Raw genomic sequence first — 25,965 nt, forward strand, 5'->3', positions numbered from 1 at the left:
CCTTTGCGGGGACGCCGTCCCCGGTCTGGTCCGCGTGGTCAGTGACGGCGGTCACGGCGGTCACCTCTCCTTCTGCAGTACGGACAGCGCGGCGATGAGCTCGGCCTGCGGCTCGGGGTGGACGTCGAGCGCGTCGAGGGGGGCGAGGCGGCGGTCGCGCTCCGTGTCGAGCGCCCGTTCGAGGTACTCGGTGAGCAGCCGTCCCCCGCGATCGCGTAGCCGGAGCGCGCCGTGTGCCCCGATCCGCTCGGCGAGCCCCTCACCGGCCGCCCTGGCCCGGCGACCGCCCAGCAGGGCCGTGGCGACCAGCGCGGCGACGGTCTCGGGGTCGGGCGCGACGCCCCGGTCGAGGTCGCGCACCTCCTCCTCGGCGTACTCCTCCAGGACACGCCGCCAGCGCCGTACGGTCATCCCGATGCGGTGCTCGGTGTTCCCGGAGGTGGACAGACGATCCATCAGCCCGGCGGCCACGGCGGCCGGTTCGCGCCGCCAGGTCTCGCGGATGCGCTCGTCGGCGGCGGTGACGGCGCACATCAGCAGCGTGCCGAGGCTCTCCACGAGCGCGTCGAGCAGTTCCCCGGCGGTGCAGTCGAGCGGATAGCTGCGCCACCGCTTCAGGGCGTCGCCGGCGAGTACGGCCCCGGCCTGCAAGCGCCCCTTCACGCGCGCGTGCTCGCCGTCGTACGCCATGTCGACGGCCGAGGTGAGCCGGAGCGCGGCGGAGTACTGCTGGGCGGCGGCGCTGGCCAGCTCGGGCATCCGGGTGCGCAGCGAGTCGAGTACGCCGTGGGCCGTGCGGGCCATGGCCTGCTGCCGGGCGGCCGGGTCGGTCGCCTGCTGGGTGAGCCAGGTCAGCAGCGGCGCGACGGCGGTGGCCGGCAGCAGCCCGCCGCCCCAGGCGGACTCGGGGAGCTCGGGAACCGTGAACCGGGGGACGTCGCCGAGGCCCGCCTTGGTCAGCAGGGCCGCGTACTGGCGGGAGACCTCGGACACGACCTGGTGGGGGACCCGGTCGAGCACCGTGACGAGGGTGGCCCGGTGCTCCTTCGCGGTACGCAGCAGATGCCACGGCACGGCGTCGGCGTACCGCGCGGCCGTGGTCACCATCACCCAGATGTCCGCGGCGCAGATGAGTTCCGCGGCGAGGACGCGGTTCTCGGCCACCAGGGAGTCGATGTCCGGCGCGTCGAGCAGGGCGAGGCCGCGTGGGAGGCTCTCGGCGGTCTCGATGCGCAGCACGCGCTCGCCGTCCCGGTCCGGGGGGAATGATTCGTCACCCAGGTCCTGGCCCAGTTCCTGCTGGGGCAGCCACGCGCGCGTGAGGTTGGGCAGTACGCGCATGCCGCTGAACCAGTGGTGGTCCTCGGGGTGACAGACCAGGACGGGCGTCCGGGTGGTCGGCCGCAGGACGCCGGCCTGGCTGACCTTCCGCCCGACCAGGGAGTTGACGAGGGTGGACTTGCCGGCTCCGGTCGAGCCCCCGACAACGGCCAGCAATGGCGCTTCGGGCTCCCGCAAGCGGGGCACCAAGTAGTCGTCGAGTTGCGCGAGCAGTTCGTCGCGGTTGGCACGCGCGCGCGGGGCTCCTGCCAGGGGCAGCGGAAAGCGCGCGGCGGCGACACGGTCGCGCAAGGTGGAGAGCGCGTCAAGCAGCTGAGGCCGTACGTCCAAGGTCACCACATGCGAAGAATGCCCAATTTTGTGGACTTTCTGAAGCATATAAGTACGTCTGCGCGCCGACAGGACACACGGGATGGAGGGGACGAGAGGGGCGCAGGCATAACGAGTGCACAACACCCGCGCCTCGATGCGCCAAAAGAGGTGCACGATTCGTACCTGCCTGCGATTATCAGGACCGCTTCACCGAACCTCCACATTGAGCCACGGAGGCGAAGCAACAGGGACAAGGACTCGGGAGCTCTATCCTTGTCCCCGGCGACGTCACGGATCAGCCCACACCCGGGCACCAAGACAGAGGCCACCACACCCGGCCCCCGTAGCTCAGTGGATAGAGCAGGCGCCTTCTAAGCGCTTGGCCGCAGGTTCGAGTCCTGCCGGGGGCGCCCACACCCCGCCCTCCTCCGGGAGGGCTTTTTGCTGGTCAGACGCCATCTCGGGACCCGGCAGGAAGCCCCGGAGCCCCCTCCATGGCCGAGGGTGGGATTCCGGGGCGGTACGGCTGTCAACGGGATTCTGCGGGTCGCCGTGTCGAATACGTGTCGAAGTTCTCGGCGCCGCTCAGGACGATTTCCGGCGGGTGCCGTGTGACTCAGCGCACTGACCTTCGGCAGGTTCCGGCAGGTCTGCAGCGGCTTCGAGCCGCCGTTTCAGGTCAGGCAGCTGCCCGTCGATGCACCTGGCGTAGGTGGCCAGCAGCACGGGCACGCTGTTGCCGGCCCACTCGGCGACCTGAGCGGGCGGTATGCCGTCGTTGAGCCACTTGGCGAGGCGTGTGTGGCGGTTGCCGTAGACCCGCCTGCCCGTCGGTGAGTCGAAGACGTGCGGTGGCAGCACCGCTTGCCGAGCACCGCGCCAGGCACGACGGATGACGGATCCCGCGAGGAGGCCACCGTCCTCACCCTGGAAGAGGAGGTCACCGGGCTTCAGTGCCTCGCCCTCGATGTGCTGCCCCAGGATGTGGGTCAGTGCCGGGTGCCCCGGCACCGTGCGGGTCTCACCTTCGGCCCGCCCCTTGAGGTCGCGCCGTTCGTGGATGTCCCCCGTGTCCGTCCACTGCTTGCCGACTTCCGGAGTCGCGATGTGGATCACCAGTTCGCACCATTGGTCGGCGGCATCGCTACGGGCAGCTTCACATCAGCCACGCGTATGGCCACGGCCGCTTCCGGACGCGGCCCGCAGTAGTACAGCGTCGCGAAGATCGCGTGCAGCCGCTTGCCTCCCCGAAACCGCTTCCGGATGTGGCCGAGGAGTGCCGCCGCTTGATCGGCGTTGAGGAGGCAGCGCTTGTCCACGGCATTGCTCGTCCTGGTGACGGCCGTCGCCTCCTTGCCCTTGGGCAGAGGGTTGTCCCGGAGGAGGCCGCGCCTGATCGCGTGTTTCATGACAACGTTCAGGATCCTGCGGTGCCGCTCGCGGGACCAGGCCGCCGCCTGCTTGCCGTCGAGCCGGTATCAAGGGCCTGGAGGACGGCGTCGGCCCTCGCGGGGTCCTCCCAGGCCCGAGACCGGCAGGGAGTTCCGCTCGATCCATCGGAGGATGGTCACGACGTCCCGCGGCGCTTCCGGTCGGCGGTTCGTGTCGAAGGCCTATCGCGCCCACTCAAACCCCCAATTCTCGGCGTGCTCCCGTAGGTAGACGGCGAGTTCGGGCGGATGGAGTTCAAGCGCTCTCAAGGCTGACGCGTCCGACGCGACTCGCACCGGCGAGAAGTCGCCTATGTCGGGATCATCAAGCTCAGGGCCGCTGCGGCGGTTGAGATCCATGTCCAGCACGTCAGCGCGAAAGAAGTGCTGTACGACGGTGACCTTGTCGCCCGGTTCGGTCAAGGTCAGGAACTCGCTCGCCGGGCCGATGGTGGCACCGATCTCTTCCATCACTTCACGGCGTAGAGCCGCTTCAAGGTCGGCGTCTTCAGCTTCGACGCCCCCACCGACGGTCGTGCAGTAGGAGGTGCCGCCCGGCCATCCTCGGCGGAGGAACACCAGCTGACCGCCATCGAGCAGAACCGCACGTACATGGTGACGGACCTTCATGTGCCCGACCGTAGTGCGCCCACCCCGGCAAGGAGGACCGAACCGAACAGACGGGAACGGGGATGCGGTCGGCGCACCGCTAGCGCACCGGAACGAGCGGGGAACAGCGGGGATTCTCGGGGACGGTTGCCGAGCCCGACAGGGACACTCACCCACGTTCACCCAGTTCAGCTGCCGTACCACCCCCGAATGCCCGAAGCTTCCCAAGCTGGTGGCCCGCCAGGGCGCCGAAGTGGGCACTTCCCAGCCGGGCCGGCCCTCCGTCGTGGACGATGACCGCATGCGCTACTTCAACGGGACAGGCTGGCTCGCAATCTTCACCGGCACGGAGACGACGATCGGTCGGACAGCGCATGTGGACGCCTGGGATGAGGCGACGGGCGTGGCACTCGTGGTCGATCCCAAACGCGGCACCCGCCGCCCCGTGACGGACTACCCAGATTTCTCCCACCTGGAGCAGGCCGACCAGGTGGTAGCCGCCGTACCAGGTGGCGGCTGGCGCGCGTACTGGAAGGACGAAGGGCCCAGCAACGGGCCATTGACCGAGCAGGTTCTTGCTTGGCTGGTCACGGCCCGAGGACGCGCCACCCCGATCACCGTTGACGCTCACGGACACGTGGATGACGCTGAGAGCGCTGATCGCCTTATACCGCCTGGGGAGGAGTGAGGGAGGCTCCCGGGCACAACCGTTCAGTGGAGGTGGCGACCGCTGACCGCAGAGGATGAGGGGGGTGGGGATCTACGGCCTGCAACATAGTCCCGAGGTGGCTTCCGGGGACCTTTATGCCCACCCCCCCTTGACCGCGGACCTCGAAGGTTCTCTGACCGGTCTCACTCCACAAGGCAAACTAGCAAGTGGCACTGACAACGGTCCGGGCCCAGGACGAGCGACGGTGCCTCGCCGCTGTACAGCAACGACATGCAGCACCCCCGGAGGGCATCTGACATCCACGGCTGACATCAACGACACAGAACGGGACGTACATCAGCGACTCCCTCCGACCTCCGCGCCAGTCGACGAACCGGCAGGAGCGGGCTCGGATCGAACTCCTGAAGCGGTGGCGCCCCGTGTCGATGCGCATGAACTCGGCGTCCGTCAACCCCGGCTCGAACTCGTAGAGGCCCGTCTGTGCCAGGCGACGTGCGGCCTCCGCACCCAGGTGTACTCCCTCATTGCTGATCACCGCCGCACGCTAGCGCCGACCGCAACCAACCATCACCCGAGTTGTGCGCGGGCCCCGTCTCAGTTTCCGTCTCATTCAGCAGCGTTCACGCTCGTTCAAGGGAGACCCGCCCGCGCACACCTCCCGGCATTCAGCCACCCATGAACGCAGGTGAACGCCCCTGTACACCGCTCACCACGCCACCAACACAGTTGGAAAGCGCGTGGCATCGGAGTCGGGTTACGGCCCATGGAGGACGGCAATGCGTGATCAGCTTGGGATGTGGAGACCATCATCGCCAGCGGCATAGCCGTCCTGGGCACGCTGCTCGGTTCAGGGATCACCCTGGCGTTCCAGCAGCGCACCGCCGACAGGAGCCACCAATTCACCCGCAGCGAGAAGCTCCGGCAGGAACGACTCGATGCCTACTCCGCCTACGCCGGCGCGTTGGTCAACTACCGCCGCTGCCTGGTTCACCTCTGGTTCTGCGAGCACGAACAGCCACCACCTGAGGACCCCGACACAGTGCGGATCCGCGCCTACGACCTACGCTCCAACGCGCAAGAGGCACTGTTCCGGGTGCAGATGCTCACCGATGACGAGGCGCTGAGCCGAGCCGCGGAGGCCGTGCTCGCAGACGTTACATCGCTACCCAAAACAGACAACAGAACTGAACTCGACAATGTCAGGGTGCGGACCCGTGACGACATCAGCCGACTGGTCCGAGCAGCCAAGGAACACCTCTGACGCACTTGCCGACGTGCCGGTTGGTAGAAGGCCAGGCCGACAGCGCTGCACCACAAGCGCACCAGATCGAGCGGGGAACAGCGGGGAATCACGGTGAAAACAGCCGAGCCCTCAGAGGCCGCCAACCGGCCGTTTGAGCAGATCAGCGCCTACAACGTGCTCTCGATGCCCGCAGCTTCCCAAGCTGAGAGCGCGTTCGGTGTCTCTCTCCTCCTGGCCAGCCGGGAGCGCGTTACCCCGAGCGTTCCTGCGCGGCCGGGGGAGCAAGTGAACTGCGCTGCGGCAGATTCGCCCGCTCCCTCCAGTGGGCTGGGTCGCGGGATCCGCTAAGCCAGTCCACCAGGACGTGCGCAGCCACTTCAAACGCCTCATCCAGCGAGGTGGTGTCGTCGACAGGCACGTTGAGAAGCGGGGCGTAGTGGGCCCCGTGATCCTCCGGGCACCAACACGCCATGCCCATCGCTGCGCAGACGTTCAGCAGGCCAGCAGGCGTCCACTCGACATCGATCGCCGCCTCAAGCCAATCGCCGCCCTCGTCGTAGAGGGAGATCTCAGAGAGCAGGATCTCCGGCACAGCACCGTCATTCTGGACGTCAGGGCGCTCGTTGTGGTCCGGAAACCACAGCCACCGAGGCACCTGGCCCGTGGAGCGCGCGGCATCCACCGCGGCTGCGGCGTGGAGCATGCGCTGTCTGCCAGGAGCATCAAGGCCATGGAAGAGACCCTCCAGCGGCACGCTGTCGAGGGGGCCACACATCATGGTCATGTAGGCGAGCATGGTTCCTTGGACGGCATCGGACAAGGTCACAAGCGGGGCCATCTCCGGGTCGGCCAGAAGCTGGCGCTCTGTCGGGGCCCGTCTCAGTTTCCGTCTCATTCAACCCCGTTCACGGCCGTTCAGAGGGGACCGCACGGCGTCCTCGTCGCACAGGCCAATCGCCCATGAACGCAGGAACGCCTTGCACCCAGCCCCAGACGCCACCAACACAGTTGGAAAGGGGGTTGGCCTTCATGGCAGCGCCGCCCCACGACACCACCAGTCCCGGCAGCTAGGTTGAGGGCGTGGACGAGGAAGCGATCACCATCAAGCTCACGCGCGATCAAGCGTTCGTGCTGTCGGACTGGCTCTACCAAGTCATGTTCCAGTCCGACGACCTCGAGGGGGTCATCCATGACCGAGCCGTCTGGTCGCCGATCTACGCGATCTCCGGAACCCTGGACAAGACGCTGAGCGAGATCTTCAGGCCCGACTACGGTCCACGCCTCGAAGCGGCCAAAGAGCGTCTCCGAGCCGATCTGTACGGCGGAGCCGACGAGTCGAATGCACCGGGCCAGGACACGACCGACGCACCACAAGCGCACCAGATAGAGCGGGGAACTGCGGGGAACGACGGCGAAAGCGACCAAGGGCAATGACTTTGGTGTCAGGCAAACACCCAGCTCAGCGGCCCTACCTGCACCAGGCGGTCGAGGACATCCAGGCGTACCTGGCCGGTTCCCCTGTACGCCAACTGGGCTGACGGGCCCCGGCCTTCACGCCGCGCTCGCCCTCGCGCTCGCCCTCGTGCTCGCCCTCCGGCACCCAGTAGTGCCCGAACTGCCGTCGCAGGTGCCCCAGGTCCACCAGGTAGCGGCGCAGCGTCACATGGTCCACCGGTGCGTCCTCGCACCAGGCGCGCAGCCTGTCGTTGACGTCCCGCTCGGGGTAGTCGATCCCCGGCTCGAACGTCCGCTCGGCCACGTGTCGCAGCACGACCAGCTTCTTCTGCCACTTGGCGGGCAGCCGGACGAGCCGTCCGTCCCGCACGAAGGTGCGCAGCACGACCTCGTTCGCCTCGACCCGCCCGCTCGGCTCCGTCTGCTTCTCCACGCCGCCCGCTCCCTGTATCGGTGCCGGCGCTCACACGTGCGCCCGCCCGCCGGAGGCTAGCCGCCCTCCCTCCTGGGGCGAACCGATTTTCCGCCCCGTTCGGCCCACCGGAAAGCGGTCTCCCCCACGTGTCCCGTTCGGAAAGGGTGATCCCCCGGGGGACGCCGTGACCCCGGATGCGCGGACGCGTTGAAGGGGCGTGCGGGCCCGATCCGATGGGGCCGTGCTCACCGACCAAGAAGGAGAACGTGATGTCTCGCATCGCGAAGGCAGCCGTCGTCGCCCTCGGCACCTCCGCCGTGGTGATCAGCGGCGCCGGCCTGGCCACGGCGGACGGGGGCGCCGAGGCCCAGGCCGTCGGCTCGCCGGGTGTCCTGTCCGGCAACCTCGTCCAGGTCCCTGTTCACGTGCCGGTCAACCTGTGCGGGAACACCGTCAACATCATCGTCGGTGCCCTGAACCCGGCCTTCGGCAACGTCTGCATCAACAACAGCGGCGACCACGGCAAGGACAAGGACAAGGACGACAGCAAGAACCACGACGCCCCGTCCGGCTACGGCCGCTGACCGGCGCGACGCCCAGCAGCGACACAGCGACACAAAGCCCCCGACGGTGTCCGACCGCCGGGGGCTTCGCCGTGCTTCGCTGTTCTTCGCTGTTTGTCGCTGTTCTTCGTCGTGCTGCGGCGTTCTTCGCCGTTCTTCACCGTGCGCGCACCCCTACCCGTGTGCGCCCGCGCACCCGCACCGGTACACGCCCGCTCACACGTACCGATAGATGTGCCCCACGTCCTCCAACTGCGCGGGAGTCAGCCGCCACGGCCGCATCCGCTCGTGCCGTGCGACGACCCGCCCGCGCTGGGCGTCCCCGCGGGGCGGCGGCGTCGCCGGGAGATAGCGGGCCTCCGGGTGACGCCGCTGCCAGCGTGTCCACTGGAGGTCCACGAAGGCGTGGTGGAGCCAGAAGACAGGGTCGTTCACGGAGGCACCGCCCACCATGTGCCCGCCGACCCACCGGTGCACCCGGTTGTGGGTGAGCCACGACGTGTTGCCCGTCCCGGCGCCCCACCCTTCGAGCCGGTTGCGGAAACCCCCGCGCGACATGGAGTTCCAGGGCGCCTTGTCGTAGACGGGGTCGCTCAGAACCCCTTCCAGGTCCCGGGCCGTGGGCAGGTCGACCGGGTTGCGGGGGTAGCCGAGGTCCCGGGTGAGGTACTCGATGTCGGTGAGCCCCTCCGTGATCGTCCACCTGCCGTTCCCGAACGCGAAGGGCCCGGTCATCACCCGGTGGTCGGAGCGCCGCCCGTTGCCGCCGAGCAGGTCCTCCGTCCACGGCACCGACGTCGTCGTACGGTCGCGGGTCCAGTCCCAGTACGGCAGGGTCACCGAGTCGTCCACGCGGCGCAGCGCCGTCTCCAGGTCCAGCAGGAACCTGCGGTGCCACGGCAGGAAGGACGGCGCCATGTGGGCCGTGCGCAGACCGCCCTCGCCGTCCGAGACGTAGTGGTCGATGTGCATCCGTACGAACTCGTCGTACTCGCCGCGCTGTTTCAGCTCCAGCAGCGCGCCGACGAACCGCCGCCGCTCGCCTCGGGTGAGGGTGCTGACGTCCCTACGCGTGTACACCATGGCCGGCCGCCCCCTCCGCGCCCGTCGTGCGCAGTCGCTGTGTGTCCCCCAGCTCGTCGACGGCGGCGCGGGTCGCGGCGAGGGCCGTCGGGTACGAGCGGTAGTGGTCGATCATGCTCAGATACGTGCCGTCCGCGCGTCGCATGAGGTGCAGGGGGCGTCCGTCGACGGTCACGGACCAGTCGCCGGGGGCCGGCTCCCGGGCACCCAGGTAGGCCGCCTCGTGTGTGCCGGCCCTCTCGCCCCGGATACGGCGGCCCCGGTACGTCTCGTCGAAGGAGACCTCGTCGGGGCGCGCCGGGCGCCGGGGCCACACGGCGACGACGGGGGCGACGGCCAGGGCGAGGGCCGACACGCCCAGGGCGCGCAGGGCGTTGCGCCGGGTTCTCGTGCGGGCGGGGTCCGGGGGCGCCGTCACTCTTCTGGCGAACAACACTCTCTCCTGGTCGGTTCGATGGCGGTGGCCTCCCGGTGGCCGGGCCCGGGCCGTGTGGCGCCGGGCCTCTCCTCGTCCGCGCCCGGGCTCAGCCGAGGCCGAGGTTCGCGGTCGGCGCCGTCTGCAGCACGGGGGCGAGCAGACCCAGCTCGGGGTTCTTCGTCAGCGGGAGACCGAACATCTGGGGGTTCGGGGAGGTCAGCGGGGTGTCGACGTGCAGGCCCGGGGTGAGGGTCCGCAGGTCGGCGGCGGGCGCGTCGACGCCCACGTGCTCGAAGCCCTTGCCGACGACCCGGGGCAGCGGGGCGTCGGCGACGACGCCGGGCAGCGCGGCGCCGAGCGGGACCTGCGGCAGGGCACTGGCCGGCAGCAGCCGCCCCTCGACGTACTGCGGGCCCTCGGGGGCGCCCGGCCTGAGCAGCGGCAGTTCGCCGCCCAGCCGGGGCATCTTCACGTTCAGGGAGTGCTCGACGCCTTCGAGCGGTACGGGGACGGGGACCGTCTCGGCCGCGGCTGCGGGGGCGGCGGAGGCACCGATAGCGGCCGCCACACCGGTGACGACGGCGGCAAGGGTTCCTCGGGTGGTCGGCTTCATGCTCGGTACGGTCCCTTCCAGAAATGGGCTGGTGCGCTGGAATCGGCGGTCCGCCCGCCCCGTCGGGGGGCTCGCCGCCGTACCGGCTCAACGATCCGGGGATCTCCATCAGCGCAAGATTCGCCCGACTGCCGCATTAGTCCTAGAGGCATTTGATCGGCACGGCCTGCGTGACAGCGCGTCAGCTTGTCCAGAAATCCCACCAGCGGGTCAGGATCAGCATGCCGATCACACCGAGGTGCGCCACGACGAGCACCCATGTGAACTCGTCGAGGAACACACGCAGCCAGGCCGGAGCCGGCAGGAACTCGTGGCGTACGAGGTGCGAGGTCAGGTACCAGAAGAGGACGATGGTGGCGACCCAGGCCAGGCAGCACCACAGGCACAGCGCGTTGATCCGGTACAGCGACTGGAACTGCAGCCAGGTCACGAACCCGACCCCGAAGAGCGTGCCCGCCTCGAAGGTGAGCCAGTACCACCCGGGGAACTCCGCCCCGGCGAGCAGGCTCACGCCGACGCAGACCACGATGCCGTAGGCCACCAGGCCGAGCATCGGGTTGGGGAAGCCGAAGGCGGACGCCTGGTCGCTCTTCATGATGTTGCCGCAGGACACGACCGGGTTGAGGCTGCATCCAGGAGTGAAGTCCGGGTCCTCCAGCAGCTTGAACTTGTCGAGGGTGATCACCCAGGAGGCGAGCAGGCCGGCCGCGCCGGTGAGCAGCAGCAGGATCGCGAAGGCACGGCTGCCGCCCGCCGTGCGCACCGACCGCCGTGCCGGGTCGGCCATCAGTAGCGCAGGCTGCGCGCCGGCAGGAGGACGTGTGCCGCACTGCCGAGGGTCTCGCTGTCGCCGGCGAAGGCGGCGAGGGCCTCCGGCTCCACGGGCTTGCCGGGTTCGGCCTGCGGCCAGGGGCGGGTCGCGAACACCAGATACGCGAAGCCGCGTTCGCCGACGGCGGCGAGCCACTCCGGCGGGGCGGGGCACTGGGCGTTCAGCTGCGGCATGGTGACGACGGCCTGGCCGGCCTCGACGAGCAGGGTGACCGGCAGGCTGGGGTGGGCGGCGCCGTCGACGACCTGTTCCCCGAGGGGCAGGCCGAGGCTCGACAGCAGATCCGCGACGGCGGCGGAGGAGCCCTCCGGGCCGTTCACGCCGTCACCGAGGGTGTAGGCGAGCAGGTAGGGCATGTCCCCGTCGGGGGCTTCGCCGCTCCACGCCATGACGACGAGCGTGCCGATCTCGGCCGGACGGAAAGGGCGGGTCTCAGCGGAAGTTGAGGTCACCGCGGAACCCTATCCACGGCTGCCAAACGCCTCGGTCGCGTTTTCACCCGCCCGGGCGATGGGCGGCGGCCGACCACACGAACGAGGGATACGGCTCGAACAGCGCGGCACCCACCCGAAGGGCCCGGTCACCGAGGATGCGGCACCCGCACGAAGGGCCCGGTCACCGAGGATGCGGCACCCGCACGAAGGGCCGGCTCCGCGAGGATGCGGAACCGGCCCTTCCCGACCGTACGGAGGAGCCGTCAGCCGCCCTGGAGGGGCAGGCCGCCGAGGAGCTTTGTGGGACCCGAGGGTGCGTTGAGAGTCTTCGTCACGCCGTTGACGACGTTGAGCAGGGAGTCCTTGTTCTCCGTGTCCAGCGCGTTCGACTGGTGCCGGAGCGGCGGCTCGATCTCGAGGGGGTGGCTGAGGATGGTGTTCACCGCGCCGTTGAGGCTGCTGGGCGTGACGTCCGCGGCGTCGTAGGCAAAGGCCGGCGTCGCGGCCCCAGCGATGGCCATGGACCCGGCGACGACAGCGGCGGCCTTCAGGGACTTCATCGTGTTCCTCTCCTCGGATACGGGAAGCACTGCGCCGTGCCCAACGAGTGCCCGGGCCGGCGGAAACCCCGTATCGGACAGGTCATATCTGACGCCGAGCGATACGTCATACGAAACAGCCGTCGCACCGACCGGGGACGGTGGCCGGTGCGACGGCTGCCGGCGCGGGGCGGGGGGACGGAGCCGCCGCACGCGCCGCGTCCCGGTCTCACTCGACAGGCAGTGCGACCGGTGGCTTCACGACGACGGGACGGACGGGCGGCTGTACGAGGACCGGGCCGGCGGGCGGATTCGACGGGACCGGCGAGACGGGCGGCGTCACGGGGACCAGGCCGACGGGCGGTCTCCCCGGGACGCGGCCGGTGGGTGCGGGAAGGCCGCTGCCGAGCAGAGTCGCCGCGACGACCCGCACGACACCGGTCAGGACCCCGCTGACGGCGGGCCCCACCCTGGCGACGTCCCCGGAGACGGACACCGCGAGCAGGGCGTCGACCGCCTTCCGCAACACGACGAGCGCGTCGTCCACCGGACCCACCGAGCCGAAGACCGGGACGGCGCCCACCGGGACGGCGACGGGGGCGGCGCCCACCGGGAAGGCGACGGGGGTGGCGAGTGGGGCGGCGCCCACCGGGAAGGCGACGGGTGAGGAGACTGCGGCGGCGACGGACGAGGGTGCGGCCGACGCGGCCGGGACGGCGACCGGCGATGGGCGAACCGGCGCGGCCGGGACGGGTACGGACGACGGGACGCCCGACGCGACCGGGACGGCGCCCGGCGACGGACCAGCCTGCGTGTCCGGGACGGCGCCCGTGCCCTTGCCCGTACCCTTCCCCTTCCCCTTCCCCGTGCCCGTCTCGTTGCCCGTACCCTTCCCCTTCCCCTTCCCCCCGCCCCTGGCCTCGGTGAGCGCGGCCCGGGCCGCCTTGCCCAGCTTCGCCGCCCGGTCGGCGGTCAGGCGGCCGTCGTCCGCCGTGAGCACGGCGTTCAGCAGATCGGTGACCGGTTTCAGTACGCCGCCGAGGTCACCGAACCCCTTGACCTGCGTCAGCAGCGTGTCCGCGTCGGGGACGGGCACCGTCGGCCGGGCGCGGTCACGCGCGGAGCCGGCGTCGACCGCTGTCGCGGCGGGGGCGGTCACGCCGAGCAGGAGCGCGGCGCAGACCGCGGAGGTGGCGAGGCGCCGCGCGGGCGAGGCAGGCATGGAGGACCTTCCGTTCGGGGCGACGGTTCCTGGTGTCACCGTGGAATCGGCGCTCCCCGCCCGCAACCGAGCGGCCTCCAATCGGCCCAACGCGAACCGGCCGTCCTCCCCACGGGAGAACGGCCGGCCGAAGAAACCGCGCGAACGTCAGTCGTTGAAGCACTTGTTGCCGAACGCCGGGTTCAGCAGCCCGACGATGTTCACGGTGTTACCGCACACGTTGACCGGGATGTGGACCGGAACCTGGACGGCGTTGCCGGACAGCACACCCGGGGAGTGGACGGCGGCGCCCTTCGCCTCGCTGTCGGCGGTGGCGACGCCGGCGGTGCCCGCCACGGCCGCGGCAGCAACGGAGGTCAGGGCCAGGCCCTTCGCGATACGCGACATGGAGAGGTGCTCCTTGGAGTTGACGCAAAAGACAGCCGGGCGGGGATGCCCGGCGCAGAGTCAACGCGCGGCCGGCATCCGGGGTTGTGCCTCCGATGGAGTGATCTCATGAAACGCCCTGCTTCACCATTCCGACACACTTGGCGCGTTTCGCCGGATAAATACCAATAGCCGGATAGAGTTGCGCACCTCTTGGGGCCGCCGCGGCCCGTGTCCATGCGTCGATTTCCCCCTGTGATGCGCTGAGTTCCGCCCGTTCCCACGACGATCCGCGGCTTGCCCCCAGCACCAGAACGAGCTCCCGAAAGGGCACCGCCGGACATGCGAATTCACCCGGGTCCTCTGCTGCGCCGTGCGATGGCGGGCTGTTGCGCGCTGACTGCTCTCTGGGCCGTCGGCGCCCCCGCGACGGCCGCGCCGCCGGCGCCGCCCGCGCCCGAGGCCGAGCGGCTGGCGTTCGCCCAGCGCTACCGGGCGGTGCAGCACGGCGGGATCGTCCGCGCGGCCAACTCCTCCATCACCTGCCGGACCCCGTCCGGACCGGCGGCCGCGTCGGCTACCTCCCCCTGCCTGACCGCGCGTGCGGGCCGTACGGCGGTCAACGGCGGCTTCGACATGTTCTACATCGACGTCGACCGGGACCCGAACACCTACAACTCCAGCCGCGGCGAGGTCCGGCTGCCGCCGGGCGCGCGGGTGACCTACGCGCGGCTGTACTGGGGCGGCAACCTGCGGGTCGGCGAGCAGAAGCCCCCGAAGGACAACGGGCGGGTGCTGATCGCGGAGCCGGGCGGCGAGTACAAGGAGGTGCTCGCGGACCGGGTGGTCGGGCACCGGGTGGCGCGCGGCGCGGACGCCTTCCAGGCGTCGGCGGACGTGACCCGGCTGGTGCGGTCCAGCGGGTCCGGGCTCTACACGGTGGCGCAGGTCAACGTGGCCATGGGCCGCTCGGCGGCCGGCGCGTGGGGCGGGTGGACGCTGATGGTGGCGTACGAGAACCCCGCCGAGCCGCTGCGGCACCTGGCGGTGTGGGACGGCTTCGACACGGTCGCCAAGGGCGGGGAGCAGCGGCTCCTGATGCGCGGTCCGGCGTTCCCGAAGCGGGCGCGCGGCCAGGTGGGCCTGGTGGCCTACGACGGGGACCGCGGGCACGGGGGCGATTCGCTCACCGTTGCGACCGGCCGGGGACGGGCCGTCGCGCTCGGCGACGCGGCCAATCCCAGGGGCGACGTACTGAACTCCACGATCAGCGGGCCGGGAAGGGCCGGCATCGGGCGTGCGCCGGCGTACTCGAACACGCTCGGATACGACTCGGATGTTCTCGAACTGGGCGACGGAATCCGGCGCGGCGGTGACCAGTTGGCCTTCCGGATCGTTTCGCAGCGGGACGCGGCCTGGGTCGGGGCGCTCTTCGTCGCCGTCGACGCCAAGCAGTGACGTGCGCCGCCCGGCGCCGCCCATGAGCGAGGAACCCGCATGCACCTGTCACCATCCGACCCTCCGTCGCGGGTCCTGCACCTCACCCAGCCGGTCGACGGCGGGGTGGCCCGTGTCGTGACGGACCTGGTGCGGGCTCAGCTCGCCGACGGGCTGCGGGTCTCGGTGGCCTGCCCCGACGGTCCGCTCGCCCCCGCCCTGCGCGCGCTCGGCGCGGAGGTACGGCACTGGGCGGCGACCCGCTCGCCGGGCCCGGCGCTCGTCTCCGAGGTGCGGCGACTGCGCCGCGTCCTGGACGACGTACGGCCCCACCTCGTGCACGCGCACAGCGCGAAGGCGGGGCTGGCGGGCCGGCTCGCGGTGCGGGGGTGCGTACCGACGGTCTTCCAGCCGCACGCGTGGTCGTTCGAGGCGGTCGGCGGCGCCATGGGGGCGCTGGCGCTCGGCTGGGAGCGGACGGGGGCGCGTTGGGCCTCGCGGGTGGTGTGCGTCAGTGAGGCGGAGCGGGCGACCGGGGAGCGGTCCGGGGTGCGTGCCCGGTGGTCGGTGATCCCCAACGGGGTCGACACCGGGCGGTTCCGGCCCGCCGACGCGGCCGCCGTACGGGCCGGGCTTCCGCTGCTCGCCGGAACCGGGGCCGACACGCCGCTGGTGGTGTGTGTGGGGCGGCTGTGCCGGCAGAAGGGGCAGGACGTGCTCCTCGCCGCATGGGACACCGTGTCGCGGCGGGTGCCGGGGGCCCGGCTGGTGCTCGTCGGGGACGGGCCGGACGGTGAGCGGCTGCGGGCCCTCGCGCCCGAGGGTGTGCTGTTCGCCGGGAACGTCACGGACACCGTGGCGTGGTGCCAGGCCGCCGATCTGGTGGTACTGCCGTCCCGGTGGGAGGGCATGGCGCTGGCGCCGCTGGAGGCGATGGCGTGCGGGCGGCCCGTCGTCCTCACCGATGTGGACGGGGCCCGCGAGAGCCTGCCGCCGGGGCAGGAGCCGGTGCCCGTCGAGGATCCGGCCGCGCTCGCCGGGGCGATCACCGGGCTGCTGCTCGACGCGCCGCTGCGCGAGTCGCTCGGCCGGCAGGGGCGCCATCACGTACTGACCACGCACGACGTGCGGCACATGACCGGGGCCGTCGCGGGCGTGTACCGCGATCTGCTCGGCGGTGCGGACGGCCGGGGCGTGGAAGCCACCGAGTGCAGGGAGTCGATCCAGACGTGACTGCGGAAAGCACCGAAAGCACCGTCCCCTCCACCGGTGGACAGCAACGCGAGTTCACGGGCACGGCCGTGTCCGTCGTGCCGCCGCGCGAGGCCGTCGGCGGTCTGGCGCTGCCCGTCGGCCGGCGGCCCGCCCGGCGCCCCTCGGGGCTGCCGCTGCTCGCCGTCGACGGCACGGCCGCGCTGGTCGCGGTCCTCACGCTCACCGGCGACCGCACTCCCGGGCGGCCGCTGATGGTCGTCGCCCTGATACTGGCCGTAGCGTGGCTGAACGCCCGGGCGGGCCTGTACCGCCCGCCCGCCGTGCCCGCCGTGCTGGACGAGCTGCCCGCGGTGTGCGCCCGGATCGTGCTGGGCTGGTGCGCCCTCGGCGCCGGCGTCGCCGCGTACTCCCCGGACCACGCGCTGTCCGCCCAGGAGCTGGCCCTCGGCTGCACACTGCAGTCGGCGGCGGCGTGCGCGGGCCGGGGCGCCGTGCACTGGCTGCGGCGCCGGGCCCTGGTCCGGCGGCCGGGCACGGTCCTGGTGCTGGGCCCGGCCGCGACCGCGCAGCGGGTGGCCGCCGCCTTCCAGCGGCACCCGGCGTGCGGACTGCGCCCGGTCGGTGTCGTCGCCGACCAGCCGGCCGGGGGCGAGGGACTGCCGGTGCTGACCACGGCCGAGGAGGTGCGGCGCGCGGTCGTGCAGAACAGCGTGCGGGCCGTCCTCGTCGTCGGCTCCCGCACGGAGCGCGCCCCGCTGTTGCGTTCGCTGGAGGCCGACGGGTGCGCGCTGTGGGAGGTGGACCCCCACTCCCCCGGGTACGGCGGGAACGGCGGCACGGAGCTGCTCGCCGGGTTCGCCTGTCGCCCACTGGAGCTGACGCCGCGTCGGGAGAGTGTCGCCAAGCGGGTCCTGGACATCGCCGTGTCGGGGGCCCTGCTGCTGATGGTGAGTCCGCTGCTGCTGGCGTGCGCGGTGGTGCTGCGGCTGAGCGAGGGGCCCGGTGTGGTGTTCCGGCAGGAGCGGATCGGGCGGGACGGGATGCCGTTCACGTTGCTGAAGTTCCGCACCCACCGCCCGGTCGACGCGCATGAGGCGGCGACCCGGTGGAGCGTGGCGAACGACCGGGAGATGGGCTGGTTCTGCCGTTTCCTGCGGCGGAGTTCGCTGGACGAGCTGCTCCAGCTGTGGAACGTGCTGCGCGGCGACATGAGCCTGGTCGGGCCCCGACCGGAACGGCCGTACTTCGTGGGGAAGTTCGGCCAGATGTACCCGGGATACGCGGCCCGCCACCGGATGCGGACCGGGATCACCGGGCTCGCCCAGGTCACCGGGTTGCGCGGGGACACCTCCATCGAGGACCGGGCCCGCTTCGACAACGCGTACATCGACAACTGGTCGCTGTGGCAGGACTTCTGCATCCTGCTGCGCACGGCGGCCGCGCTCGTCCGTCCCACGGGGAGCTGACCGTGACGTCTCTGCGCGCTGCCGCGCCCGTCTTGCCCGTGGTCGCCGTCGTGGCCGCGCTCGCGCTGCCGGTCACCGCCGGCGCCGAGGGCGGCGCGACCCCGGCCGACGCCGTCTCCGGGCTGCTGGTGCTGTGGTGCGCCGTACGGCTGCTGCGCGACCGGCGGCGCCCCCTGACGCGTACGGCGGCCGTGGTGCTCGGGTTGCCCGTGGCGGGCCTGGCGCTCGCGGCGGCCGGGGCGGGTGACCCGGGGGCCGGGATCGCCGGGCTCGGCCGGTACCTCCAGATCTTCGTGCTGGTCCCGGCGGCGGTGCTGCTGAGCGTCCGCGGCCGGGACGGTTTCCGGACGGTGGCGTGGTCCTTCGTGGGGCTGGCGCTGTGGCAGGGCGCCGTCGGTGCGCACCAGTACGCCACCGGGACCGGCGCCAGTTACGCCGGTGAGGACATCCGGGCCGTGGGGACCTTCGGTGCCGGGGACGTCATGGGGATGGCGACCGTGGTGTCGCTGGGGCTGGTGTGCGCGGTGGGCCTGGCGCTGGCGCCGGCCTCGGCGCGGCAGCGGGTCTGGGCGCTGGTGTGCTCGGTGCTGCTGGTGCTGCCGCTCGCGGTGTCGTTCAGCCGGGGAGCGTGGATCGCCACGGCGGTGGCGTGCGGGCTCCAGGTGGTGCTGGCCGGGCTGCGGCGGGCGGCCGGGGTCTTCGCGGTCGTCGCCGCCGTGGGTGTGGTCCTCGTCGGCGGGCTCGGCATCGGGTCCGCGATGCTCCAGGAGCGGATCAGCAGCATCACCCGGGTCGCCGACGCGCCGGACCAGTCGGTCACCGACCGGTACACGATGTGGGCGGCGGCCGTCGGGATGTGGCGCGAACAGCCGCTGACCGGCGTCGGGTTGAAGGGCTTCCCGGAGCACCGGGACGGGCACGCGTCGCTGGCGCTGTCGTCCGGCAGCGACATCGCGGGCGCCGGTACGGCGTACCAGAAGCAGCAGTTGCTGTCGCCGCACAACATGTATCTGCTGGTGCTGAGTGAGCAGGGGCTCGCCGGGCTGGTGACGCTGGCCGGGAGCTGGCTCGCGCTCGCCGTGTGCGGGCTGCGCGGACTGGTGCGGGAGCGGCGGTCTCCCGGCGGCCGGCGGGGCGGGCTCGACTGCGGGTTGGTCGCCTGCGGGCTGATCGCCTGGGTGCTGGTCGACTTCGTGTACGCCGACATCGGCGGGCCCACGACCGTGCTGACGGCCGTGTGCTTCGGACTGGTGGCCTGGTGGGCGCTGGCGGACCGGACCGCCGTGGGTGCCGTTCCGCCGGCCGGGGCCGTCACGGCCCGTGTACCGGAAGGGGCCGGAGCGCGATGACGCTGACACCTCCCCCTGTCCCGCCCGTCTCCCCCGTGGGCGAGGCGATCGGTGACAAGGGCCGCGACCCGGTGGTCCCGGGTGCCCGGACGCCGACGCCGTCGGAGGTCGCGCCGCCCACCGGGCGGTTCCTCGCCAAGGCCACCCTCGTCACGGCGGCGCTCACGGCTGCGGCGGCGCTGCTGGGGCTCGGCCGCGACCAGGCGCTGTCGTATCTGTTCGGGGCCGGCCGCGAGACGGACGCCTTCCTGGTGGCCTGGACGGTGCCGGAGTTCGCGGCGACCCTGCTGATCGAGGACGGCATGGCGTTCGTGCTGGTGCCGGCGTTCAGTGTGGCCGTGGCCCGGCGTGCGCGGGGCGGCGCGGGCGACCCGGTGCGCTCCCTGGTCGCCACGACGCTCCCCCGGCTGACGCTGGCCTTCGTGGGGGCGGCGGTGCTGCTGATCCTCGGCGCGCCCTATCTGGTCGAGGTGCTCGCCCCCGGTCTGCCCAACCACCGGCTCGCCGTCGACTGCACCCGGCTGACCGGCACCTGTGTGCTCACCTTCGGTCTGGCCGGCTACTGCAGCGCGGCCCTGCGCGCCCACCGCCGGTTCGTGGCGCCCGCGGCGATCTACGTGGCGTACAACACCGGGATCATCACGGCGATGTTCGTGCTCGGCGGGCGCTGGGGAGTGCGGGCGGCGGCCTTCGGGGTGGCCGTGGGCGGCGGGTTGATGATCCTCACCCAGTTGCCGTCGCTCCTGCGGCAGTTGCGACGGAAGGGGCAGGCAGCCCCCCAGGCGCCGGACATCGCGGACGTCACGGACGGCGCGGACGCCTCGGCGGTCCCCGGCTCCGGGGAGGCCCGTTCGGTGGAGTTCACGCTCATCGCCACCGTGCTGCTGTTCGCGCTGTGCCGGCAGTCCCAGGTCCTCATCGAGCGCTTCCTCGCCTCGACGCTGCCCGCCGGAGCCATCTCGCACCTCAACTACGCGCAGAAGGTCGCGCAGATCCCGATGACGTTCTCGCTGATGCTGTGCACCGTCACCCTCCCGGTGGTGGCGCAGGCGATGGCCGAGGGCGACACCGAGCGGGCCCGCAACCGGGTCGAGAAGGACCTCGCGCTGGTGTCGTGCGTCGTGCTGCTGGGCGCGGCGGCGATCGTCGCCTGCGCACCGCAGATCATCGAACTGCTCTTCCAGCGGGGCGCGTTCACCGGCGAGGACACCGCCGCCACCGCCGCCGTGATGCGGGTGTACGCGCTCGGGCTGCTCGGCCACGCCCTGGTGAGCGCGCTGGTGCGCTCCTACTTCTCCGCCGGGCGGCCCACCTGGTACCCGCTGGCCGCGATGGCCGCCGGTCTCGTCGCGACGTCCTGGATCGGGGCGGCGACCGTCGGCTCGTGGGGTGTCCTCGGGATCGCCGCCGCGAACGCGACCGGCATCACCGTCAGCGCGCTGCTCCTGCTGTACGGGATGCGCGGGCGGGCGGTGCCGATCCGCACCCGGCAGGTCGTGGCGGAGATGAGCCGGCCGGTGCGGGCGGCCGTGGCCGCGGGCGCGGTGGGGCTGTACTGCGCCGGGCTGATCGACTCGCCCGTCCTCGGCCTGGCCGTCGGCGGCTCGGTGGTCCTCCTCGTCTTCGTCCTGCTGGCCTCGGCCATGGGCGCCTCCGGCGTCGCACCCGCACTCCGTTCCGTCACACGAAGGCTTCCGCATGCCCGTCTCCGCTGAGCGCACACCCCTCTCGACCGCAGGGCCGGCCACCGCGGCACCGCTCTGGGTGGCCATGTACCACTCGGTGGGCGACTGCTCCGACGACCCGTACCGCGTCACCGTCTCCCCGGACCGCCTCGACGCCCAGCTCGGCTGGCTGCGCCGCCGGGGGCTGCGCGGGGTCGGCGTGGCCGCGCTGCTCGCCGCCCGCGCCCGGGGCGAGGGCCGGGGCCTGGTGGGGCTGACCTTCGACGACGGGTACACGGACTTCGTCGGGGCCGCGCTGCCGCGGCTGCGGGCGCACGGATTCGGCGCGACCCTCTTCGTGCTGCCGGGGCGGCTGGGCGGGGAGAACGCCTGGGACCCGCTCGGCCCCCGCAAGCCGCTGCTGGACGCGGACGGCATCCGCCGGGCCGCCGCCACCGAGGGGATCGAGATCGGCTCGCACGGGCTGACCCACGTCGACCTCACGAAGGCGGACGACGCGACCCTGCGGGCCGAGACCGCCGACAGCAGAGCGCTGCTCTCGGAGTTGACCGGTGCTCCCGTCCAGGGCTTCTGCTATCCGTACGGCACGGTCGACCAGCGGGCCGCCGACGCCGTGCGGGACGCCGGGTACACCTACGCCTGCGCGATCGACCCCGGCCCGCTGAACGGCCCGTTCGCCCTGCCCCGGGTGCACATCGGCGAGGAGGACACCGCCGTGCGGCTGCTGCTGAAGCGGAAGCTGCACCGGTGGCGGCGCCGGCCGGTCGAGGGGGTCTGAGTCCGTCGTGAAGGCGCTGCACATCATCACCGGGCTCGGAGTCGGCGGCGCGGAGCAGCAACTGCGGTTGCTGCTGCGCCATCTGCCGGTCGAGTGCGACGTGGTGACGCTCACCAACCCGGGCCCGGTCGCCGACGGCCTCAGGGCGGACGGCGTCCGCGTCACCCACCTCGGCATGAGCGGCAACCGGGACCTCGCGGCCCTGCCCCGGCTGGTGCGGGTGATCCGCAGGGGCGGGTACGACCTCGTCCACACCCATCTCTACCGGGCCTGTGTCTACGGCCGCGTCGCCGCCCGGCTGGCCGGGGTCCGGGCCGTGGTCGCCACCGAGCACTCCCTCGGCGACTCGCAGATGGAGGGGCGGAAGCTGTCCGCCGGGGTCCGCGCGCTGTACCTCGCCAGCGAGCGGCTGGGCCGGGCGACGGTCGCCGTCTCGCCGACCGTCGCCGACCGGCTGGAACGCTGGGGCGTTCCGGGTCAGCGGACCGTGGTCGTCCCCAACGGCATCGACCTCGCAGGGTTCCGGTTCGACGCGGCCCTGCGCGAGCGGACCCGGCGGCGGCTCGGGCTGCCGGAGGGCGCCTACGTCGTCGGCGGCGTCGGACGGCTCGCCGCGGGCAAGCGGTTCGACGTGCTGGTCCGGGCGGTGGCCCACCTCCCGGACGACTGCTGGCTGCTGCTCGTCGGGGGCGGCCCCGAGGAGAGCACGCTGCGGCGGGCCGCCCAGCGGGCCGGGGTCGCCGACCGGGTGCTGCTCACCGGGGAGCGCCCGGCCGCGGGCTCCCCCGGCGCCGATCTGCCGTCCCTGATGAACGCCATGGACGTGCTCGCCTCGCCCAGCGCCGAGGAGGCGTTCGGGCTCGCGGTGGTCGAGGCCATGGCGTCCGGGCTGCCCGTGCTCTACGTCTCCTGCCCGGCGATCGAGGACCTGCCGCCGGAGGCGACCGTCGGCGCCCGCCGCGTCCAAGGGGGCGCGGAGTCCTTCGTACGCGCCCTGCTGGACGTCCGCGCGGGGGGACCGCGCGACCGGGCCGCCCCCGCCGCCGCCCAGCACTACTGCATCACCCGCAGCGCCGCCCAGCTCATGAAGGTGTACGCGGCCGCCGTCTCCAGCACGCCCTCGCCGACCCCGCCCCTGGGAGTGAGTTCCGTATGACCGACCGTACGTCCGACCGTGTGACCGACAGCCACAGCCGTGCGGTGGCCCCCCTGCCGCGCCTGAGGGCCCTGCCCCCCTGGTCGCTGCTCGCCGCCGGCGCCCTCATCGGCGGGATGGCCGGAGGCGCGTACGGCGTGCTGAAGCCGCCCGTGTACACCGCCACCAGCTATGTCGTCGCCGTGCCCGCCGAAGGGTCGGACACGCAGTCCGCGCTCGGCTTCGCCCAGGCATACGGGCGGGTGGCCACCCAGCTCGCGGTGCTCGGCGACGCCCAGGTGTGGGCGGGGGTGCCGGTGTCCACGCTGAAGGAGAACGTGCGGACGGCGACCTCGCCGGACGCCCCGATGGTCGCCGTGTCCGCGACCTCCTCGCGGCCGGACGTCGCCGCCGACATGGCCAACGCCGTGTCACGGGCGCTGACCCGGCACGCGAACGACGCCGGCAGGTCGACACGCGTCGAGCTCCAGCAGTTCGCCCGGGCCACCAGGCCGACCGAGGCGTCCTCGGCGTCGGCGGCGGTGACCGGCCTGGTGGGCGCCGCCGCCGGCGGGCTGCTCGGCGGGCTCGCCCTGCTGGTCCGGCCCCGGCGGACTCCACAGACCCCGCCCGCGGCCTCCGTGCCGGGCCCCGCGGTCGCCGTCGACGCCCACGGCCAGCTGTGACCGCCACGGCGTACGCGGGGGCGGTCCGGACCCTGCGCGCCGAACTCTGCACCGACGAGGGCGAGTTCGGCGAGCTGGCCGGAGCCTGGGACCGGCTGTACCGGCGGTGCGGCCCGGCCACCCCGTTCCAGACCCACGCCTGGCTGCACTCCTGGTGGCTGTCGTACGGCAGGCCGGGGCGGCTGCGGCTCGTCCTGGTCCGCGACGGCGCCGAGCTGCGCGCGGTCGCGCCGCTGATGCTGGTCCCGGGTCCGCTGCCGTGCCTGCTCCCGCTCGGGCACCCGATCTCCGACTTCGCCGATGTGCTGGTCGACGACGAGGACGCCGACCAGGCGTCGGCCGCGCTCGCCGAGGGACTGTCGGCCGCCGCGCGGACCGCGCTGATCGACTTCCGCGAGGTCCGGCCCGGCGCCGCCGTCGAACGGATCTACGAGCACTGGCGGGGCCCCCGGCGGAAGGTGGCCGACTCGGTCTGTCTGGAGCTGCCCGCGCAGCCCATGGACGAACTGCTGAAGCGGCTGCCCGGCTCCCGCGCCCAGCGCGTCCGGGCCAAGATCCGCAAGCTGGGCGACCTGGGCATCGTGCCCCGCGCCGTCGGCCACGACGAGGTGGGCCCGGCCCTGCGGACCATGCTGGACCTGCACCGCCTGCAGTGGCAGGGCCGCAAGGTGACCACCGAGCACATGCGGCCCCGCTTCTCCGAGCACCTGGCCCGCTCGGTGGGGCCGATGGTGCGCTCCGGGGACGCCGTGGTGACCGAGTTCCGGCTGGGCGACGACGTCATGGCCGTCGACGTCACCCTGCTGTCCCGGCGGCTGGCGGGCGGCTACCTCTACGGCGCCCACCCCGGGCTGCGGGAACGCAAGGCGGACGTCGCCACGATGCTGCTGAACTCCAGCGCCGCGCAGGTCGGCGCCGGGGCCCAGCAGGTGCTGAGCCTGCTGCGGGGCGCCGAGCCGTACAAGCTGCGCTGGCGCCCCGACACCGTTGTCAACCAGCGGCTGCTGCTCGCCCGCCGGCGCACCGCCCCGATCCTGACGGCGGTCGCCTGTGACGCGGCGGCCCGCGAGCGCGGCAAGGAACTCCTGCGCGGCTGGCGGGAGCGCGCCGGCCGACGGGAGCGCGGGGACCGGGGTGAGCGCCCCGCCCCGGAGCGGGGACAGCCCCGGGGCGGGCGGCGGGACGCGGAGCGGAGGGAACGCGGTGGCGGCGGGCGGTGAGCGTCCCTCCGCTCCGCGGCCCGCCGCCTCCGGGTCACCGGTAGCGTTCCCACCAGTCCGTGCGGACGCAGAGCTTGCCGCCGATCCAGTACTCCACCCAGTCGCCCAGCTCCAGCGGCGAGCAGTTCGGCGGGTGCACCGGCTTCGGGGGCGCCGGCTTGGTCGGTGTCGGTTTCGGCGTGGGGGTGGGCGTCGGGGTCGGCAGCGGCTTCGGTTCGACGCGTCCGGAGAGCATCGACCGGTAGACCTGCGCCGCGAGCGGGTTGCTGTCGCACTGCCACACGCCGTGCGGACAGTAGTCGGTCAGCGTGTTGTAGAACGGCTTGTGCTCGTCCATCCAGGCGAGCATGCGCCGCATGTACTCCGGGTTGTCGCCGTTGCGGAAGAGCCCCCATTCCGCATATGAGATGGGCTTCTTGTGCGCCTTCGCGAAATCGACGTGCGCCTGGAGCCCGTACGGCTCCTTCACCTGCTCGTCGAAGGAGATTCCGCGCGGCTGGTCGTAGGAGTCCATTCCGATGATGTCGACCGTGTCGTCCCCCGGGTAGCACTGGGTCCAGGGAATGGCGTCCCGGCCACGGTTCGGCGTCCAGTCGAACTTGAATTTCTGGCCCGGCACCGCGCGCATCGTGGTGACGATCCTGTTCCAGTACTTCTTCCAGCTCTCCGGGTCCGGCCCGCAGCGATGGGTGTACGTGATGCCGTTCATCTCCCAGCCGAGCACGATCACCGTGTCCGGCACCTTCAGCTCGACCAGCCGCTCCGCGAGCCTGCGGAAGTGGTGGTCGAACGCGCCCGCGGCGGCGCGGCGCAGCAACTGCCGGACCTCCCAGTCGGGGACGCCTTCCTCGTTGCGCTCCATCATGGGCACGTTGAGGACGAACACCCGGTCGTCGTCCGCCCGCCGCCACTGCGCCCAGGCATCCAGGAAGCCGGGCAGGCCCTCGATGTTGGACCAGCGGTCGCCCGGCAGATACGTGTGCGCCACCCGCAGCTCCGAGCCGCCCAGCCAGTGGCTCAGCTCGGCGATCCGGGCGACTCCGCGGGGGCCGTAGTGCAGATAGGCGCCGAACGCGGGCGGCTGGGCGGTGGGCACGGGCGCCTGGGACGGCGTGGCCGGAACCGGTGCGGTCGACGGCGGGGTGACGGACGGGGCCGTGGCGGACGGGGCGGGGGCCGGGACCTTGGGCGCGGCCGGTGGGGACACCGCCGCCGGTGCGGCAGGGACCACCGGCACCGGAGGATCGGCCACCCGCACGACGGTGCCCACCGCGTACACGGGGACCGACGCGAGAGCCACCGACGTCACCACACCGGCCGCGATCAGCGCCAGCCGCCTCTTCCGGGGCCGACCGTGCCGGGCGCGCCCCTGCTGTGGAGCCATGCGCGCTCCTCTCTTCGCATTTCTCACTTCACTGCTTTCCGCCGCCGATTTCCACCTACTGACAA

At 72.3% G+C, this 25,965-nt stretch carries 27 protein-coding genes, 1 tRNA gene and 1 pseudogene; 14 read left to right on the top strand and 15 right to left on the bottom strand.

Annotated features, from left to right (window positions below):
- Positions 1-60 precede the first annotated feature (60 nt).
- A complete protein-coding gene (locus ACZ4Z2_RS00910) occupies positions 61-1,680 on the bottom strand; it encodes a dynamin family protein (protein ID WP_468070994.1) in 1,620 nt (539 codons plus the stop codon).
- Between the two features lie 310 nt (positions 1,681-1,990).
- Between ACZ4Z2_RS00910 and ACZ4Z2_RS00915 the strand changes: the two genes are divergently transcribed.
- Positions 1,991-2,063 (top strand) — tRNA-Arg (locus ACZ4Z2_RS00915).
- A gap of 175 nt (positions 2,064-2,238) precedes the next feature.
- Here the strand turns inward: ACZ4Z2_RS00915 and ACZ4Z2_RS00920 are convergent.
- The 3 genes from ACZ4Z2_RS00920 to ACZ4Z2_RS00930 form a co-directional block, all read right to left on the bottom strand.
- Positions 2,239-2,769 carry a hypothetical protein gene (locus tag ACZ4Z2_RS00920; RefSeq protein ID WP_468070996.1) on the bottom strand — a complete coding sequence of 177 codons (531 nt, stop codon included), beginning with the start codon at positions 2,767-2,769 and terminating at the stop codon, positions 2,239-2,241.
- Positions 2,766-3,062: a hypothetical protein gene (locus ACZ4Z2_RS00925; protein WP_468070998.1), complete on the bottom strand. Its 297-nt coding sequence runs from the start codon at positions 3,060-3,062 to the stop codon at positions 2,766-2,768. Before ACZ4Z2_RS00925 ends, ACZ4Z2_RS00920 begins: the two co-directional genes overlap by 4 nt.
- Positions 3,063-3,266: 204 nt before the next feature.
- A complete protein-coding gene (locus tag ACZ4Z2_RS00930) occupies positions 3,267-3,713 on the bottom strand; it encodes an NUDIX domain-containing protein (protein WP_468071000.1) in 447 nt (148 codons plus the stop codon).
- Between the two features lie 280 nt (positions 3,714-3,993).
- On the opposite strand from ACZ4Z2_RS00930, the gene ACZ4Z2_RS00935 reads away from it, so the two are divergent.
- Together ACZ4Z2_RS00935 and ACZ4Z2_RS00940 are read left to right on the top strand one after the other, a co-directional pair.
- Positions 3,994-4,380 carry a hypothetical protein gene (locus ACZ4Z2_RS00935; protein WP_389427290.1) on the top strand — a complete coding sequence of 129 codons (387 nt, stop codon included), beginning with the start codon at positions 3,994-3,996 and terminating at the stop codon, positions 4,378-4,380.
- 778 nt (positions 4,381-5,158) lie between these two features.
- Complete coding sequence (locus tag ACZ4Z2_RS00940; RefSeq protein WP_468071002.1) at positions 5,159-5,623, top strand: hypothetical protein; 465 nt, start codon at positions 5,159-5,161, stop codon at positions 5,621-5,623.
- A 232-nt stretch (positions 5,624-5,855) separates the two neighbouring features.
- Here ACZ4Z2_RS00940 and ACZ4Z2_RS00945 read toward each other — a convergent pair whose 3' ends face one another.
- Positions 5,856-6,401: a hypothetical protein gene (locus ACZ4Z2_RS00945; RefSeq protein ID WP_468071004.1), complete on the bottom strand. Its 546-nt coding sequence runs from the start codon at positions 6,399-6,401 to the stop codon at positions 5,856-5,858.
- A 284-nt stretch (positions 6,402-6,685) separates the two neighbouring features.
- On the opposite strand from ACZ4Z2_RS00945, the gene ACZ4Z2_RS00950 reads away from it, so the two are divergent.
- A complete protein-coding gene (locus ACZ4Z2_RS00950) occupies positions 6,686-7,039 on the top strand; it encodes a hypothetical protein (protein WP_468071006.1) in 354 nt (117 codons plus the stop codon).
- A 160-nt stretch (positions 7,040-7,199) separates the two neighbouring features.
- On the opposite strand, the pseudogene ACZ4Z2_RS00955 reads toward ACZ4Z2_RS00950, so the two are convergent.
- Positions 7,200-7,451: pseudogene (locus ACZ4Z2_RS00955) on the bottom strand (DUF2087 domain-containing protein); the annotation flags it as partial.
- 293 nt (positions 7,452-7,744) lie between these two features.
- Here ACZ4Z2_RS00955 and ACZ4Z2_RS00960 point away from each other — a divergent pair.
- A complete protein-coding gene (locus tag ACZ4Z2_RS00960; RefSeq protein WP_468071008.1) occupies positions 7,745-8,059 on the top strand; it encodes a chaplin in 315 nt (104 codons plus the stop codon).
- 195 nt (positions 8,060-8,254) lie between these two features.
- On the opposite strand, the gene ACZ4Z2_RS00965 is transcribed toward ACZ4Z2_RS00960, so the two are convergent.
- The 8 genes from ACZ4Z2_RS00965 to ACZ4Z2_RS01000 form a co-directional block, all read right to left on the bottom strand.
- A complete protein-coding gene (locus tag ACZ4Z2_RS00965; protein ID WP_468071010.1) occupies positions 8,255-9,121 on the bottom strand; it encodes a tyrosinase family protein in 867 nt (288 codons plus the stop codon).
- Entirely contained in the window at positions 9,105-9,557 is a 453-nt protein-coding gene (locus ACZ4Z2_RS00970; protein WP_468071012.1) for a tyrosinase family oxidase copper chaperone, read from the bottom strand. Before ACZ4Z2_RS00970 ends, ACZ4Z2_RS00965 begins: the two co-directional genes overlap by 17 nt.
- Before the next feature lie 88 nt (positions 9,558-9,645).
- Positions 9,646-10,152 carry a hypothetical protein gene (locus tag ACZ4Z2_RS00975; protein WP_468071014.1) on the bottom strand — a complete coding sequence of 169 codons (507 nt, stop codon included), beginning with the start codon at positions 10,150-10,152 and terminating at the stop codon, positions 9,646-9,648.
- Positions 10,153-10,333: 181 nt separating this feature from the next.
- The gene (locus ACZ4Z2_RS00980) at positions 10,334-10,939 is read right to left on the bottom strand and encodes a vitamin K epoxide reductase family protein (protein WP_468071015.1); all 606 of its coding nucleotides are present in this window, start codon (positions 10,937-10,939) and stop codon (positions 10,334-10,336) included.
- Positions 10,939-11,436, bottom strand: a complete 498-nt coding sequence (locus ACZ4Z2_RS00985; protein ID WP_468071017.1) for a DUF5949 family protein — start codon at positions 11,434-11,436, stop codon at positions 10,939-10,941. Before ACZ4Z2_RS00985 ends, ACZ4Z2_RS00980 begins: the two co-directional genes overlap by 1 nt.
- Before the next feature lie 245 nt (positions 11,437-11,681).
- Positions 11,682-11,978 (bottom strand): hypothetical protein, encoded by a 297-nt coding sequence (locus ACZ4Z2_RS00990; protein WP_468071019.1) that lies wholly within the window; start codon positions 11,976-11,978, stop codon positions 11,682-11,684.
- Between the two features lie 208 nt (positions 11,979-12,186).
- A complete protein-coding gene (locus ACZ4Z2_RS00995; protein ID WP_468071021.1) occupies positions 12,187-13,179 on the bottom strand; it encodes a hypothetical protein in 993 nt (330 codons plus the stop codon).
- Positions 13,180-13,326: 147 nt separating this feature from the next.
- Entirely contained in the window at positions 13,327-13,566 is a 240-nt protein-coding gene (locus ACZ4Z2_RS01000; RefSeq protein ID WP_468071023.1) for a chaplin, read from the bottom strand.
- A 321-nt stretch (positions 13,567-13,887) separates the two neighbouring features.
- On the opposite strand from ACZ4Z2_RS01000, the gene ACZ4Z2_RS01005 reads away from it, so the two are divergent.
- Genes ACZ4Z2_RS01005 through ACZ4Z2_RS01045 form a run of 9 tightly spaced genes read left to right on the top strand, consistent with a single transcriptional unit; the run spans position 13,888 to position 24,516 of the window.
- Positions 13,888-15,003 (top strand): DUF3344 domain-containing protein, encoded by a 1,116-nt coding sequence (locus ACZ4Z2_RS01005; protein WP_468071025.1) that lies wholly within the window; start codon positions 13,888-13,890, stop codon positions 15,001-15,003.
- Positions 15,004-15,042: 39 nt separating this feature from the next.
- Positions 15,043-16,215, top strand: coding sequence for a glycosyltransferase family 4 protein (locus ACZ4Z2_RS01010; protein ID WP_468071027.1), 1,173 nt, complete (start codon positions 15,043-15,045; stop codon positions 16,213-16,215).
- On the top strand, positions 16,212-17,663 hold the full coding sequence (locus tag ACZ4Z2_RS01015; RefSeq protein ID WP_468071029.1) for a sugar transferase: 1,452 nt from the start codon (positions 16,212-16,214) through the stop codon (positions 17,661-17,663). Before ACZ4Z2_RS01010 ends, ACZ4Z2_RS01015 begins: the two co-directional genes overlap by 4 nt.
- Before the next feature lie 11 nt (positions 17,664-17,674).
- Positions 17,675-19,012, top strand: coding sequence for an O-antigen ligase family protein (locus ACZ4Z2_RS01020; RefSeq protein ID WP_468071650.1), 1,338 nt, complete (start codon positions 17,675-17,677; stop codon positions 19,010-19,012).
- Positions 19,009-20,727, top strand: coding sequence for a lipid II flippase MurJ (locus ACZ4Z2_RS01025; RefSeq protein WP_468071031.1), 1,719 nt, complete (start codon positions 19,009-19,011; stop codon positions 20,725-20,727). Before ACZ4Z2_RS01020 ends, ACZ4Z2_RS01025 begins: the two co-directional genes overlap by 4 nt.
- 55 nt (positions 20,728-20,782) lie before the next feature.
- Positions 20,783-21,475 (top strand): polysaccharide deacetylase family protein, encoded by a 693-nt coding sequence (locus ACZ4Z2_RS01030; RefSeq protein WP_468071652.1) that lies wholly within the window; start codon positions 20,783-20,785, stop codon positions 21,473-21,475.
- 7 nt (positions 21,476-21,482) lie between these two features.
- A complete protein-coding gene (locus ACZ4Z2_RS01035) occupies positions 21,483-22,631 on the top strand; it encodes a glycosyltransferase (RefSeq protein WP_468071033.1) in 1,149 nt (382 codons plus the stop codon).
- Positions 22,628-23,296 carry a YveK family protein gene (locus tag ACZ4Z2_RS01040; protein WP_468071035.1) on the top strand — a complete coding sequence of 223 codons (669 nt, stop codon included), beginning with the start codon at positions 22,628-22,630 and terminating at the stop codon, positions 23,294-23,296. The genes ACZ4Z2_RS01035 and ACZ4Z2_RS01040 overlap by 4 nt, the downstream gene beginning before the upstream one ends.
- Complete coding sequence (locus ACZ4Z2_RS01045) at positions 23,293-24,516, top strand: GNAT family N-acetyltransferase (RefSeq protein ID WP_468071037.1); 1,224 nt, start codon at positions 23,293-23,295, stop codon at positions 24,514-24,516. Before ACZ4Z2_RS01040 ends, ACZ4Z2_RS01045 begins: the two co-directional genes overlap by 4 nt.
- 34 nt (positions 24,517-24,550) lie before the next feature.
- Here ACZ4Z2_RS01045 and ACZ4Z2_RS01050 read toward each other — a convergent pair whose 3' ends face one another.
- On the bottom strand, positions 24,551-25,900 hold the full coding sequence (locus ACZ4Z2_RS01050; RefSeq protein ID WP_468071039.1) for a glycoside hydrolase family 26 protein: 1,350 nt from the start codon (positions 25,898-25,900) through the stop codon (positions 24,551-24,553).
- Positions 25,901-25,965 lie beyond the last annotated feature (65 nt).

This window comes from Streptomyces sp. NPDC030183, from assembly GCF_055573455.1.

What these genes read in the sequence shown, in the direction of transcription:
- ACZ4Z2_RS00925 (WP_468070998.1), bottom strand. Translation starts at nt 3,062, where the DNA reads ATGAAACACGCGATCAGGCGCGGCCTCCTCCGGGACAACCCTCTGCCC.
- ACZ4Z2_RS00930 (WP_468071000.1), bottom strand. Translation starts at nt 3,713, where the DNA reads ATGAAGGTCCGTCACCATGTACGTGCGGTTCTGCTCGATGGCGGTCAG.
- ACZ4Z2_RS00935 (WP_389427290.1), top strand. Translation starts at nt 3,994, where the DNA reads ATGCGCTACTTCAACGGGACAGGCTGGCTCGCAATCTTCACCGGCACG.
- ACZ4Z2_RS00945 (WP_468071004.1), bottom strand. Translation starts at nt 6,401, where the DNA reads ATGCTCGCCTACATGACCATGATGTGTGGCCCCCTCGACAGCGTGCCG.
- ACZ4Z2_RS00960 (WP_468071008.1), top strand. Translation starts at nt 7,745, where the DNA reads ATGTCTCGCATCGCGAAGGCAGCCGTCGTCGCCCTCGGCACCTCCGCC.
- ACZ4Z2_RS00965 (WP_468071010.1), bottom strand. Translation starts at nt 9,121, where the DNA reads ATGGTGTACACGCGTAGGGACGTCAGCACCCTCACCCGAGGCGAGCGG.
- ACZ4Z2_RS00975 (WP_468071014.1), bottom strand. Translation starts at nt 10,152, where the DNA reads ATGAAGCCGACCACCCGAGGAACCCTTGCCGCCGTCGTCACCGGTGTG.
- ACZ4Z2_RS00980 (WP_468071015.1), bottom strand. Translation starts at nt 10,939, where the DNA reads ATGGCCGACCCGGCACGGCGGTCGGTGCGCACGGCGGGCGGCAGCCGT.
- ACZ4Z2_RS00990 (WP_468071019.1), bottom strand. Translation starts at nt 11,978, where the DNA reads ATGAAGTCCCTGAAGGCCGCCGCTGTCGTCGCCGGGTCCATGGCCATC.
- ACZ4Z2_RS00995 (WP_468071021.1), bottom strand. Translation starts at nt 13,179, where the DNA reads ATGCCTGCCTCGCCCGCGCGGCGCCTCGCCACCTCCGCGGTCTGCGCC.
- ACZ4Z2_RS01000 (WP_468071023.1), bottom strand. Translation starts at nt 13,566, where the DNA reads ATGTCGCGTATCGCGAAGGGCCTGGCCCTGACCTCCGTTGCTGCCGCG.
- ACZ4Z2_RS01005 (WP_468071025.1), top strand. Translation starts at nt 13,888, where the DNA reads ATGCGAATTCACCCGGGTCCTCTGCTGCGCCGTGCGATGGCGGGCTGT.
- ACZ4Z2_RS01010 (WP_468071027.1), top strand. Translation starts at nt 15,043, where the DNA reads ATGCACCTGTCACCATCCGACCCTCCGTCGCGGGTCCTGCACCTCACC.
- ACZ4Z2_RS01025 (WP_468071031.1), top strand. Translation starts at nt 19,009, where the DNA reads ATGACGCTGACACCTCCCCCTGTCCCGCCCGTCTCCCCCGTGGGCGAG.
- ACZ4Z2_RS01030 (WP_468071652.1), top strand. Translation starts at nt 20,783, where the DNA reads ATGTACCACTCGGTGGGCGACTGCTCCGACGACCCGTACCGCGTCACC.
- ACZ4Z2_RS01040 (WP_468071035.1), top strand. Translation starts at nt 22,628, where the DNA reads ATGACCGACCGTACGTCCGACCGTGTGACCGACAGCCACAGCCGTGCG.
- ACZ4Z2_RS01050 (WP_468071039.1), bottom strand. Translation starts at nt 25,900, where the DNA reads ATGGCTCCACAGCAGGGGCGCGCCCGGCACGGTCGGCCCCGGAAGAGG.